The sequence below is a fragment of the Janthinobacterium sp. GW822-FHT07H10 genome, assembly GCF_058798675.1.
In genome coordinates this window covers 384,668-397,791 of the sequence record NZ_JBXAKS010000001.1, presented here as the reverse complement: position 1 = coordinate 397,791, position 13,124 = coordinate 384,668, and the positions used below count along the sequence as shown (strand labels likewise).

The window sequence follows — 13,124 nt, the reverse complement described above, 5'->3', positions numbered from 1 at the left end:
GCGATGATGGAACTTTAGGCCAACACCCGCTGCATCGCCACCGGATTGCGACAAACCGCGCAATTCGCGGGACAGAATACCAACAGCTGCGATGAAGCGTTGCAGCACCCTGCAACGCAGCCAGCCCAGTCGCGTAGCCCATGGCGCACCCTGTATTCCTTGCTGGGGTGCTACAAATGTGGCATGCTACATTTGTAGCAAACACACTCGACAAGGAACAATATGTTTTCGTGCGCATGGAAGTGGAAACTGGCCGGCCTGCTGTCCGCGGCAGCCTTCACGGCAACGGCAGCGGCCGCCGATTTTGACGGCATGGTCAACGTGGGCCAGCACCAGTTGCAGGTGGCGCAGGCGGGCGAAGGCCCCTATACCGTCGTCTTCGAGGCGGGCTTCGCCAGCGACCAGTCGGTGTGGCGCAAGGTAGTGCCGGACATCGCGAAGAAGGCGGCGGTGCTGGTCTACTCGCGCGCAGGCTATGGCAAGTCGCCGGCGCGCGCACAGCCGCTCGGCATGGAACAGAGCGCGGCCGAACTGGCTGAAGTGCTGAGCCAGCGCAAGGTGGACGGGCCGCTGATCCTCGTGGGCCACTCGTACGGCGCCTTCCTGATCCGCTACTTCGCGGCCACCCATCCGCAGCGGGTTGCCGGCCTGGTCTTCGTCGACCCGGCGGATGAAGGCCTCGAGGGCGTACTCAAAGGCATCGACCCAGTACGCCTGCAGCAAGACCGGCGCCTGCTCGCGTCGAGCATCCCGCCGAAATGGCAGGGCGAGCTGCAGACAATCCAGAAGCTGCTCGATGCGGGCACGCTGCCGGCCATGCCCGCGCTGCCCGACGTGCCGACGGTACTGCTCACCTCCGTGCAGGCGCGCGCCGGCTCGGACTTCTTCCAGGAGACGCCCGGCGTCGTCAAGATCAAGCGCGAGCGACACGCTGCCTTCCTCAGCCAGTTTTCAAGCGGCGCGCATGTCTTCACGCCGAACAGCGGCCACGGCATCCAGATGCAGGAACCCGAACTGGTCGTCGCCGCCATCGGCCAGGTACTGACCCTGGTCACGCAAAACGCGGCGCGCGAGGCCAGGGCGAAGGCAAAGCAAACACTGATGGGTGAGCTGGAACAGAGCGCGGCCCTGCTGGAACAGCACCAGCAGGACGCTGCCGCGCGCCGGGTCGCGGCAGCGCTCGGCAACAGCACATTGAGCGAAGCCGACATCAATGCGCTCGGTTTCGACCTGCTGCTCAAGGCGAAGCGGCTGCCTTTGGCGACGCTGGTGCTGGCGTACAATAGCCAGACATACGCACAGTCCGACAATGCCGCCGACAGCCATGGCGAAGCCTTGCTGGCAGGCGGCCTTGCCGAGGCAGCGAGGCGCCAGTTCGCACGGGCGCTCGCACTGGGGCAGGCCAACGGCGCGCGCGCACAGGCGATGGCCGGCTACCGGCAGCATCTTTCGCAAGCAGAACAGGCATTGAAACAACCATGAAAAAAAATGCGCCAGCCACTGCGGCTACCGAGATGCGCGGGCTGGAAGACCTGGCGCCGCGCGAACGACAGGTCGTCGAGTGCGTCTACCGGCTGCAGGAAGCTACCGCCGCGCAGCTCCAGGAAGAACTGAAACCCGACCTGAGCAATTCGGCGGTGCGCGCCATGCTGGCGCGACTGGAAACCAAGGGCATACTCCAGCATCGCGTCGACGGCCAGCGCTATCTGTACAGCGCCGTGGCGCCGCAGGCCAAGGTGCGCGAGTCCGCGCTGAAAAAACTGGTCGGCACCTTCTTCAACAATTCCAAGGCCAGCGCCGCAACGGCCTTGCTCGGCATGTCGGGCGAACTGAGTTCGAAAGAGCTCGATGACCTCGAGGCGATGATCGCGAAGGCACGCAAGGAAGGCCGCTGATGGCGGGAACCGACCTCGCGCAGCTTCTGCTGAAGCATAGCGTGACGGTCGTGCTGTTGCTGCTGGCGCTGCGGCTGCTGTATCGCGCCTCGGCGGCGCGCCGCGTATTTGCCGCGCGCTGCGGCCTGGTGGCGCTGCTGTTGCTGCCGCTGTTCTGGCTGTTGCTGCCGCAACTGCCGCTGCGCATGCCGCTGGCCGTGTCGGCCCTGCTCGATCCGCCGCTCGCGATCCCGGCCAGCGTGACGACCGCCGCACTGCCCGCCATCGAGGATGCCGTGTCCATGCCCGACCGTGCCGCCCGGCTGGGACGCTGGCTGCTGGCCGTGTACGCCTTGGGCGTGCTGTGCCATCTGCTGCGCCTCGCGCTGAACCTGCGGCGCTTGCGCCAGGCCGCCGCTGCCGCGCAGCGGTTCGAAGCGCCGGCCTGGGAAGCGGCCTTGCACAGCCTGCATCTGTCGCTGCGGCTGCGTCGCCCCGCGCGCCTGCTGCTGTCGGATACGGCGTCCTCGCCATACAGCTGGGGCTGGCGGCATCCCGTAATCGTGCTGGACCGGCACAGCGCCACCAGCGCCGCGCCGCAGGCGGTGCTGGCCCACGAACTCGCGCATCTCCGCGCACATGACTGGCCCATGCTGCTGCTGGCGCGCGTGCTGCTCGCCCTGTACTGGTGGCAGCCGCTGATGTATCCGCTGCTGCGCATGCTCGAACACGATACGGAATGCGCAGCCGACGACGCCGTGCTGGCAACCGGCGCCACGCCGTCGCACTACGCCCACACCCTGCTCACGGTCTCGCACCAGGCCTTCGCTTCGGGAACCGTCGCCATGCCGGCACGGCGCCTGGCCAACCGCATCGCCAGCAGCGGCGCCATGCTGGGCGCCCGCATCGCGGCGCTGCTGGAAGCGCATCGCCCGCGCGGCCGCGTCACGGGGCGCCAATGGTGGAGCGGAACGCTGGCCACCCTGGCGTTCGTGTGCCTGGTCGCCAGCCTCCAGCTGCGCGGCGAACATGTGCTGTGGCCGGACAGCCTGCTGCCCGCCTCCAGCGCCAGGAACCAGGAGCCGATCGCCTTGCTGCAAGCCCTGGACAATTCCAACTTCACCCAGCTGGCCACCGCGATGCGCGCCGGCGACTACGCGCTGCGCCATGCGGCCGATGGTCCATCGTTCCGCCAGCGCGCCGCGATACCACCCCTGCTGCTGGCCTTGCGCGATCCGTGCCCCGTGGTGCGACGGCTTGCCGTGTGGGGCCTGGGCGAGATGCGCTTTCCCGAAACGGCGCCCGCGGTGGCGGCACTGCTGGCAGATCCGGAGGCGTCGGTGCGCGCCGAGGCGGCCGGTGCGCTGGGCGATATGCGGGAGACGCGCTGGCTGTCGCCCCTGATCGCCATGCTCGGCGACCAGGATGCCGTGGTCCGCCGCCGCGTGGCGCATGCGCTGGGCGACCTGCAGGTTGCCGCGAGCATCCCCATGCTGCAACGGCAGCTGAACGATCCGGATCCCGACGTGGCTGGCGAAGTGCGCTGGGCCCTGGGCGAAATGCGCTAGGGCGTAGCGGTCCACTGCCGTCGGCGCGCCGCCGGTGGCTCATGATGAGAATAGCTGGTAAGAATAGGCTGGCTGGAAGCTTGCGTTCCGCCGTTGTGACTGACTGTGACTGCTGTCTGCTGTTACTGTGTATTGCTGCCGTCACCAGGGCTGGAGAGAACCGGGGGCGCCGCCCGTTCCGCTTGCCCATGTTGGGGTATGACGATTGACTGCTGCTACTGCCCTTTTCCGTACTGCCGGCATGGCATCGCCGTGCTTACAGTGCGGCTTTTTCTGCGGCGCTCAAACGCTTGGCGCTGACATGGACGGTGTACATGGTGGCAGCGGCGTCGGCGCTGGCCACGAGCGGTGCTGGCGCGGCGCGGAACTTCGGCACCGAGGCGGTGGCCAGGCTGGTGGCGGCAGCGATGGCGATGATGGCAACGAAGATGGCTTCCATGTTTTTAGCGATGTTCATGATGTTTTCCTTTGGGTCGGTGGTTGGGTCCTGCGATGATTGAACTGTAGGCTTGTCGTCCCTGAACCGCCATCGGATTGCGACCAAACGCACAATTTGCGGGACAGAATACAAAAAGGCCGGATGGAACGCATGGCGGGCATCCGGCGCGCCGTTTGAGGCTTGCAAGCCCCATTCCAGGCCATTTCCGCGCTGGGAAAGGCCCTAAAAGCCCTACCGCAGGCCAACCTTGTTTATAATCGCCCTACACTAAAGGACTTCTTTCATGACTGATCAATTCTCCAAAAAGGGCGAAGCCTGGTCGGCCCGGTTTTCCGAACCGGTCTCGGACCTCGTCAAGCGCTATACCGCTTCTGTATTTTTTGACAAGCGCCTGGCGCTGTTCGATATCGAAGGTTCGCTGGCCCATGCGGAAATGCTGCATGCGCAAGCCATCATCAGCCCGGCCGACTACGCTGAAATCCAGCGCGGCATGGCGCAAATTTCGCAGGAAATCGCCGCCGGCCAGTTCGAATGGCTGCTGGACCTGGAAGATGTCCACCTGAATATCGAAAAACGCCTGACCGAGCTGGTAGGCGATGCGGGCAAGCGCCTGCACACGGGCCGTTCGCGCAACGACCAGGTGGCCACCGACATCCGCCTGTACGTGCGTTCCGCCATCGACGACATCACCGCCCTGCTGGCCACCCTGCGCGGCGCGCTGACGGACCTGGCCGAGCAGCATGCCGACACCATCATGCCGGGCTTTACCCACATGCAGGTGGCGCAGCCGATCACCTTCGGCCACCACATGCTGGCCTATGTTGAAATGTTCGGCCGCGATGCCGAGCGCATGGCCGACACCCGCAAGCGCGTCAACCGCCTGCCGCTGGGCGCCGCCGCACTGGCCGGCACCACCTTCCCCATCGACCGCCTGCGCGTGGCCAAGACGCTGGGCTTTGACGACGTCTGCCACAACTCGCTCGACGCCGTCTCGGACCGCGACTTCGCCATCGAATTCTGCGCCGCCTCCGCCGTGCTGATGATGCACGTGTCGCGCATGGCCGAGGAACTGGTGATCTGGATGAGCCCGCGCATCGGCTTCATCGACATCGCCGACCGCTTCTGCACCGGCTCGTCGATCATGCCGCAAAAGAAAAACCCGGACGTGCCGGAACTGGCGCGCGGCAAGACCGGCCGCGTCTACGGCCACCTGATCGGCCTGCTGACCCTGATGAAAGGCCAGCCGCTGGCCTATAACAAGGACAACCAGGAAGACAAGGAACCGCTGTTCGACACCGTCGACACCGTCATCGACACCCTGCGCATCTTTGCCGACATGGCCGGCGGCATCACGGTCAAGCCGGAAGCCATGCGCGCGGCCGCCCTGCAAGGCTACGCCACGGCGACCGACCTGGCCGACTACCTGGTCAAGAAGGGCTTGCCTTTCCGCGATGCCCATGAAGCGGTGGCCCTGGCCGTGCGCGCCTGCGTCGATGCGGGCTGCGACCTGGCCGACCTGTCGCTGGAGCAGCTGCGCGCGTTTTCTCCGCTGACCGGCGAAGACGTGTTCGAGGTGCTGACCCTGGAAGGCTCCGTCGCCGCGCGCGACCACGTGGGCGGCACCGCGCCGCGCCAGGTGCGCGCCGCGATCGCCCGCGTGCGCACGCAGCTGGAAAAATAAGCGGGGATTTCCCCGGCAAGCGCCCCGCAGCAGCGATGCAGCGGGGCGTTTTTTATTGGGCGACGATTTTCGACAGGACGGAGAAGGCGGCGCCCGTCTGCGATGCTTCGAGCAGCAAGGTCAGCTCGGTGTAGGTGCAAATGATGTTGATCAGGTTGATGCGCTCCCAGGCCAGGCGCTTGAGGATGGCGTGATACACGCCTGGCGTATAGCAGGTCTCGGGGGCCAGATGCAGGGTCACGGCCGTCACGCGCTCGAGGCGCGCCAGTTCCTGCTCGCCGCCAAAGACCTCGTCCACCAGCGCATGCAGCGAGCGGCTGCAGATCACCATCACCTCGTTGACGCCGCGCGTCACGGTAATGAAGGTGCCGCGCTGCGGCGCTGCCAGCGCCAGCAACTGGCGCTGGCAGTCATACGTCTGGTCGGAGTAACGGTAGGTAAAAATCATCAATTCGCTGCGCGTGGACAGTTCGCCCGCGCGGTGCGCCAGCACGATCTCGCCGCTTTTCTGCTGCGGCATGCGTTCGGCCAGGCGGCGCAGCGCCATCACCACGGCGGCCTGGCCTACCGGTTTCCACAAGTCGGTCTGCAATTGCGGCTGCAGCTGGCGCGCCAGCTCCGAGAGGTTGAGCAAGCCGCGGCCCAGGCCCTCGCTGAGAAACGCCGACTCCATCACGATCTGTTCCACTTTAGTCGCTATCGAAAGCATAGTTCATGTGCCGGGCATTCCGGTGCACGCACCAGGAGCCGGCAACCCTTCCTGAAAAAAAGGCTGCACTGCACCAGCGGCCGCGCCTGGAGGCGTGGCCGGTTTCGCTGAGTACCCTTGCGGGAAAGAGGCGGGCGGCGGCTAGGAAGGCGGATGCAGCATCAACGCCGCTCCAGAGGGGAAATGGCTGAAACCGCTAGCAGAAGGCAGAACTGACGTCATGTGAAACTCCCGATTTTTTCCCGTTGCGCCATGTGAACGCGGTCATTGCCGCGTGCGCTTTTTTTATCTACGCCTTGCCCCGACAGCGGACAGCGCGAATACCTAGTGTAGATCGCAACATTTAAAAAATGCAACAGTGTTTTGCCAACAGAACGCGCCATTTGAGGGACTAGTCCAAAACAAAAGTTACAGCTTGCGGCAGATCAAACTTTCCTATAGTAGCGCGCCGATAAATGTTCAATTCTTAACAAAAAAAGCCCGCTTGACCCATTTCTTGAAAATTTTGACATGGCGATATCGACAAGTTTAGTGTCGCCCTACCCGGCGGTAACGCCATGAAAAAAGCGGCAGGCTACCCGCCCGTCGTCCGGCACGCCGGGGTGGCCATCAGACAATCGCGGCCAGCTCATTCACTATTTTCCTAACCGATACCATGGAGCAGAAATGAATTTACGTTTGACGATAGTTGCCGCATCCATCGCCGCCCTGCCGCTGATGGCCACCACGACGGCACATGCCGCCACCCCGCTGCCACCGACCCTGATGGCCGCCCCTGTCAGCCTGGCGTCGCCACAAGAGACGGCCAGCCTGGTCAACAAACTGGCGGCACAGGCGCGCAGCCGCGGCCTCAATACCGAGCATGGCTTTGTCGTTGGCGCCCAGCATCCGGGCGTCAGCGGCACGCGCGTCAGCCGCGTGCAGCACACCTACAAGGGCTTGCCCGTGTTTGGTTCGGAAACGGTGGTGGTCAGCAATAACGCCGGCGACATCGTCAGCGAATCGGTCTCGGACCGCGCCTCCGGCCTCGGTAGCGGCGGCGTCAATTCCGTCACCCGCAGCGCCACCGCCGACATCGACACCACGCCCGCCGTCAGCGCCGCAACGGCCATCGCCGCCGCAGTGAAAAGCATCGGCGTGCCGGCCGTCGACCATGTGCCACCGCATGCACAGCTGCTGATCTACCCCGTCATGAAAACGGTGCGCGTGGCAGGCGCCGAAAACAAATCGGAAGCCTCGCTCAATGCCCTCGACGTGCAGGACGTGGTCGACCACTACGAGCTGGCCTACCTGGTGCAAACCCGCATGATCAGCGGCAGCAAGCCGGTGTACTACGACACCATCGTCAGCGCCAAGGATGGCCGCATCCTGCGCCAGTGGAAAGCCCTGAAAACCGTGGCCGGCATCGGCAACAGCCAGTACAACGGCCAGGTGCCGCTCAATACCACGCTCACCGGCAGCACCTACACCATGAAGGACCCCAGCCGCGGCACCGGCGGCAGCTTCGGCGGCATGGCCATCACCAACGCCAACCACGGCACCACTTCGGGCAGCGTGTACAGCAGCACCAGCAATACCTGGGGCGACGGCCAGCAATACATCAATGGCGGCAGCACCACCAACGCCAACGGCCAGACGGCGGCAGTGAACGCCATGTGGGGCCTGATGAACACCTACGACACGCACAAGAATGTGCTGGGCTGGTCCAGCCTGGACGGCAACAACACGGCCACCCACATCGCCGCCCACGTCAACACGGCCTACGACAACGCCTACTACGACAGCAGCTGCAAGTGCATGTACATCGGCGACGGCGGCAGCTCGTTCAACAACCTCGGTTCCATCGACGTGATCGGCCATGAAATGGGCCACGGCATCACGGACGCCACCTCGGGCCTGATCTACTCGCAGGAGTCGGGCGGCTTGAACGAATCGAGCTCGGACATCGCCGGTGAAATGGTGGAAGCGTATGCGCGCGCCGGCGGCACGGGCACCACCATCCCCAACACGGGCAACGATTGGATGACGGGCAAGGAGATCGCCAAGAATGGCCAGCCGCTGCGTTGGCTGTACAAGCCGAGCAAGGATGGCAGCAGCCCGAATGCGTGGAGCAGCACCATCAAGAACCTGGACGTCCACTACAGCAGCGGCCCGAACAACCGCATGTTCTACTTCCTGTCGCAAGGCTCGAACTCCACCGCCAGCAGCGACTACTACAGCTCCTACCTGAACAAGAGCCCGCTGGCCATGACCGGTATCGGCAGCGACAAGGCCTACCGCATCTGGTTCAAGGCCGCGACCACCAAGTTCACCTCGTCGACCAACTATGCCGACGCGCGCAACAAGGTGCTGCTGGCAGCCGAGGAACTGTATGGCGTGGGCAGCGCCGAGGCGACGGCCGTCAAGCGCGCGTACGCAGCCATCAACGTGGGCGCCGACGTCGATGAATCGACGACGGGCGGCGCGGTGACCATCACCAGCCAGCCGGCCAGCATCACGGTCGCGCCGGGCGCCACCGCTTCGTTTGCCGTCGGTGCGGGTGGCGGCACGGCGCCGTACACCTACAAGTGGTACCGCAACGGCGCCGTGATCAGCGGCGCCACGTCGCCAGCCTACAGCTTCACGACCGTGGCGGCCGACAACGGCGCCGTCTTCAAGGCCACGGTGACGGATTCGTCCTCGCCTGCCGTGACGGCAACGTCGAACAACGCCACCCTCACCGTCGGCACGAGCAGCGCCACCGAGCGCGTGACGAACGGCGGCTTCGAGTCCGGCGCCACGGGATGGAGCGGCACCACGGGCGCCATCGGCACCTTCACGGGTCAAACCGCGTATGAAGGCACGAAGTACGCCTGGCTCGGCGGCAATGGCGCGACGGCCAGCGAATCGCTGACGCAAAGCGTGGCCATTCCTGCCACAGCCACCTCGGCCAGCCTGACCTTCGCGCTGCATATCGACACGGCCGAAACGGGCAATACCGTGTACGACAAGCTGGTGGTGACCGTGAAAAACAGCGCCGGCACGGTGCTGGGCACCCTGGCCTCGTACTCGAACGTGAACAAGGCGGCCGGCTACCAGATCCGCACCTTCGACCTGATCGCCTACAAAGGCCAGACCGTGCAGATCTCGTTTGCCGCGACCGAGGATGCATCGCTGCAAACCTCGTTCGTGATCGACAAGGTCAGCCTGGTTACCCAGTAAGCGGCTAAGCGTGCGGGCAGGCAGTCGAGAAGGACTGCCTGCCCGCACCATTCGCAGAACACGATTGATTTTCTTGCAATTCCAGTCTACCCTGAGGCAGCGAATTGCATCTTGCCTGCTGCCGGTACCCGCGACGAATTGAACTCTTTTTGATTGTTCCTGACCGATGCCTACTTTGATCACACGCGCCTTGCCACCCGCCAGCCTGTCCCTTTTCGCGTCCAACGCCATGCTCGCCTGACCCGCTCATGCAGTTCCACCTCCAGGTGCAAGGCCCTGCCGGCAGCCAGGCGCTGGCCATCGACGCGCCCAGCGAAGCCGAGGCGATCCGCGCGGCCGTGCGCGGCGGCTGGCGCGTGCTGGCCGTGGACGACGGCGCCGCGCAAGACGCAGGCGCCGTGGTCCGCCCTGGGAAGCAGGGCCTGCCCCTGCTGCAATTCAGCCAGGAGCTGCTGGCCCTGCTCGAAGCGGGCCTGAACCTGGGTGAAGCCATGGCCACCCTGCACAACAAGGAAACGCGCACGGCCGCCAGGGCCACCCTGGGCGCCATCGTGCTCACCCTGCAGCAGGGCAAGAGCTTTTCCGACACCCTGGCCGACTTCCCCGACATCTTCCCCGACATTTACATCGCCACCGTGCACGCGGCCGAGCGCTCGGGCAACCTGCCGGAAGCGCTGGCGCGCTTCGTCGGCTATCAGCTGCAATTCGACGCCATCCGCAAGAAGCTCATTTCGGCCGCCATCTACCCATGCATGCTGCTCGTCGTCGGCGGCCTGGTGACGCTGTTCCTGCTCGGCTACGTGGTGCCGAAATTCAGCGTCGTGTATGAAAGCTCGGGCCGCGAGATTCCCTGGATGTCGCAGATGCTGCTGGGCTTTGGCCAGACGCTGGCGGCCCATCCGCTGCTGTGCGCCACGGCGCTCGCCGCCAGCGTGGCGGCCGTGGTGTTCGGCGTGGCCAACCGCGCCATGCGCATGGCGCTGGTGCTGCGCCTCTTGCGCCTGCCCGTGCTGGCGGACAAGGCCGCCGAATTTCGCCTGGCCCGCTTCTACCGCGCCCTGAGCCTGCTGCTGCACGCCGGCATCCCGCTGCACAAGGCCCTGGCCATGGTCGCGCCCATGCTGCTGCCGGCACAGCAGGAGCAGCTGGCGCAGGCGCGCCGCGCGGTGCAGGAAGGCATGCCGTTTTCCACCGCGCTGGAAGAGGCCAGCATGGCCACGCCGGTGGCGCAATCGCTGCTGAAGGTGGGCGAAAACACGGGCCGCCTGGGCGACATGCTGGAACGCTCGGCCAAGTTCCACGACGAGGAATTCGCCCGCTGGGTGGACTGGGCCTCGCGCCTGCTCGAACCCCTGCTGATGACCATCATCGGCGTGGTGATCGGCGGCGTGGTGGTGCTGATGTACATGCCGATCTTTGAACTGGCCGGGAGCTTATCGTGACGGGTCTACCATGAGGAGCTTGCCATGAACGCGCGCGACGAAGAACGCAGCGTGCTCGATGCGGCCATGCTGCGCCAGGCCCACGCCAGCGCGCTGGCGCAGGGCCGCCCGCAAATGGCCGTGCTGCAAGAAACGGCGGCCCTGCCGCCCGAAGTCTTCCTGCGCCAGCTGGCCGCCCTGTTCCGCTACCCGGCCTGGACGATGGCCGAGCTGCAGGCTGGCCTGCCCGCCTTCGCGCTGCTGCCCTACACGGATTGCGCCCAGCACGACTGCGTGCTGATGCAGCCGCCCGCCGCCGGCGCATCGCCCGTGCTCGTCATCGGCAATCCTTTCGCCGACGACCTGCTGCAATGGGCCGACTTTGCCCTGCGCACGCCCTTCACGGTGGCGCTGGCCCACCCGGACGACCTGGCCGCCTACCTGCAGCAGCAGGAAAGCGTGCAGCAGGCGATGCAGGAAATGCAGCATGGGGACGACGTGCCGGGCCTCGACCAGAGCATCGAGGACATCTCGCTGATCCGCATCAGCGAAGACAGCAGCCCGGTGGTGAAACTGGTGAACTCCACCATCTACGACGCCCTGAAATTCCAGGCCAGCGACATCCACCTCGAGTGCGACGTGGCCAGCCTGGTCATCAAGTACCGCGTCGACGGCGTGCTGGTGCAGGCGGGCCAGGTGCAGGGACTGGCAATGGCCGAGCAGATCATCTCGCGCATCAAGGTGATGGCGGACCTCGACATCGCCGAGCGGCGCATCCCGCAGGATGGCCGCTTCAAGGTGCGCGTGAAAGGGGCGGAGATCGATTTCCGCGTCTCCATCATGCCCAACATCTTTGGCGAGGACGCCGTGCTGCGCCTGCTCGACCGGCGCGCGCTGACGGAGGCGGCGCAGGCGCTGCGCCTGGAAAGCCTGGGCCTGAACGAGGACGCCATCGAGCAGATCCGCCGCCTGGCCGCCAAGCCGCACGGCATGCTGCTGGTGACGGGCCCCACCGGTTCCGGCAAGACCACCACCCTGTATGCGGCCATCACGGAAATCAATACGGGGCGCGACAAGATCGTCACCATCGAAGACCCCGTCGAGTACCGGCTGCCGCGCGTGCTGCAGATCCCCGTCAACGAAAAGAAGGGACTGACGTTCGCGCGCGGCCTGCGCTCCATCCTGCGCCACGACCCCGACAAGATCATGATCGGCGAGATCCGCGACGACGAGACGGCGCAGATCGCCGTGCAGGCGGCGCTCACGGGCCACTTGGTGTTTACCACCGTGCACGCGAATAACGTGTTCGACGTGGTGGGCCGCTTCCTGCACATGGGAGTCGACGCCTACAGCTTTGCCGCGGCCCTGAACGGCATCGTGGCGCAGCGCCTGCTGCGCCTCAATTGCGCCCATTGCGCCGTCGATGCGACAGCGGAAACGCTGGCCGACACGTCCCTGCTGCAGGCCAGCGGCCTCGATGCCCAGCGCGTGCAGGACTGGCAGTTCATGGCCGGCAAGGGCTGCGGCCACTGCCGCGGCACCGGCTACAAGGGCCGCAAGGCCGTCGCCGAAGTGCTGATGCTCAGCGACGCCATGCGCGAAATGATCTGCACCCGCGCGCCTCTGAGCCAGATGAAGGAAGAGGCGGCGCGCAACGGCTTCCGCCTGGCGCGCGAGGCGGGCATGGACCTGGTACGGCGCGGCGAAACCACTCTGACGGAGCTCAATCGTGTCACTTATTGAACGCGTTACCCGGGCCACGGTATGTCTGCACCTGGCGCCGCACGGGCTGCATGGCGTGCTGCGGCGGGCCGGCCGCCCGCTGCCGGACAGCGCCTTCCAGCTGCCGATCGTGAACCCGGACGCCAGCTGGGAAGTGGCGCTGGCGGCCCTGAACCGCTGGCTGGAACAGGACCAGGCAAAATTGCCGCTGGCCGTCAGCCTGGCCAGCCGCTGGTGCGCCATGCAGGTGGTGCCGTGGAGCGGCGCCCTGCTGGCCCAGGCCAGCGCGCAGCGTTTCCTGCACAGCCAGTTCGGCGCCGTGTATGGCGACGGCGCGCGCACCTGGCGCCTGGCGGCCGACGATGCGCCTTACGGCAAGCCGCGCCTGGCCTGCGGCATCGACGCCGCGCTGCTGCAGGGCGTGCAGGACGCGGCCGGCGCGCATGGCCGGCGCTGCCTGTCCATCGAACCGATCGTGGGGCCGGCCTGGCGCAGCACCGCCAGCGGCA

The 13,124-nt window shown here is 65.7% G+C and carries 9 protein-coding genes and 1 pseudogene; 8 read left to right on the top strand and 2 right to left on the bottom strand.

The window, feature by feature from the left end; genetic code table 11:
- The first annotated feature begins 222 nt into the window (after positions 1 to 222).
- From AC1RDJ_RS01830 to AC1RDJ_RS01820, 3 genes are read left to right on the top strand one after another with little or no spacing between them, the layout of a single operon-like run.
- The gene (locus AC1RDJ_RS01830; protein WP_493026337.1) at positions 223 to 1,482 is read left to right on the top strand and encodes an alpha/beta fold hydrolase; all 1,260 of its coding nucleotides are present in this window, start codon (positions 223 to 225) and stop codon (positions 1,480 to 1,482) included.
- A complete protein-coding gene (locus tag AC1RDJ_RS01825; RefSeq protein ID WP_289884770.1) occupies positions 1,479 to 1,895 on the top strand; it encodes a BlaI/MecI/CopY family transcriptional regulator in 417 nt (138 codons plus the stop codon). Before AC1RDJ_RS01830 ends, AC1RDJ_RS01825 begins: the two co-directional genes overlap by 4 nt.
- Entirely contained in the window at positions 1,895 to 3,442 is a 1,548-nt protein-coding gene (locus AC1RDJ_RS01820; protein WP_493026336.1) for a M56 family metallopeptidase, read from the top strand. The genes AC1RDJ_RS01825 and AC1RDJ_RS01820 overlap by 1 nt, the downstream gene beginning before the upstream one ends.
- Positions 3,443 to 3,698: 256 nt before the next feature.
- Here AC1RDJ_RS01820 and AC1RDJ_RS01815 read toward each other — a convergent pair whose 3' ends face one another.
- Complete coding sequence (locus tag AC1RDJ_RS01815) at positions 3,699 to 3,899, bottom strand: hypothetical protein (RefSeq protein WP_493026335.1); 201 nt, start codon at positions 3,897 to 3,899, stop codon at positions 3,699 to 3,701.
- A gap of 265 nt (positions 3,900 to 4,164) precedes the next feature.
- On the opposite strand from AC1RDJ_RS01815, the gene argH reads away from it, so the two are divergent.
- Positions 4,165 to 5,562 carry an argininosuccinate lyase gene (gene argH / locus AC1RDJ_RS01810; protein WP_071321958.1) on the top strand — a complete coding sequence of 466 codons (1,398 nt, stop codon included), beginning with the start codon at positions 4,165 to 4,167 and terminating at the stop codon, positions 5,560 to 5,562.
- 52 nt (positions 5,563 to 5,614) lie between these two features.
- Here the strand turns inward: argH and AC1RDJ_RS01805 are convergent, their stop codons facing one another.
- A complete protein-coding gene (locus AC1RDJ_RS01805; RefSeq protein WP_232251032.1) occupies positions 5,615 to 6,250 on the bottom strand; it encodes a hypothetical protein in 636 nt (211 codons plus the stop codon).
- A 687-nt stretch (positions 6,251 to 6,937) separates the two neighbouring features.
- Between AC1RDJ_RS01805 and AC1RDJ_RS01800 the strand changes: the two genes are divergently transcribed.
- From AC1RDJ_RS01800 to AC1RDJ_RS01785, 4 genes and pseudogenes are all read left to right on the top strand, one after another.
- Positions 6,938 to 9,472 carry a M4 family metallopeptidase gene (locus tag AC1RDJ_RS01800; RefSeq protein WP_493026334.1) on the top strand — a complete coding sequence of 845 codons (2,535 nt, stop codon included), beginning with the start codon at positions 6,938 to 6,940 and terminating at the stop codon, positions 9,470 to 9,472.
- Between the two features lie 248 nt (positions 9,473 to 9,720).
- Positions 9,721 to 10,914, top strand: a complete 1,194-nt coding sequence (locus AC1RDJ_RS01795; protein WP_071321955.1) for a type II secretion system F family protein — start codon at positions 9,721 to 9,723, stop codon at positions 10,912 to 10,914.
- Positions 10,915 to 10,938: 24 nt separating this feature from the next.
- The gene (locus tag AC1RDJ_RS01790; RefSeq protein ID WP_289884766.1) at positions 10,939 to 12,636 is read left to right on the top strand and encodes a GspE/PulE family protein; all 1,698 of its coding nucleotides are present in this window, start codon (positions 10,939 to 10,941) and stop codon (positions 12,634 to 12,636) included.
- Positions 12,623 to 13,124: pseudogene (locus tag AC1RDJ_RS01785) on the top strand (hypothetical protein); the annotation flags it as partial. The gene AC1RDJ_RS01790 and the pseudogene AC1RDJ_RS01785, both read left to right, overlap by 14 nt.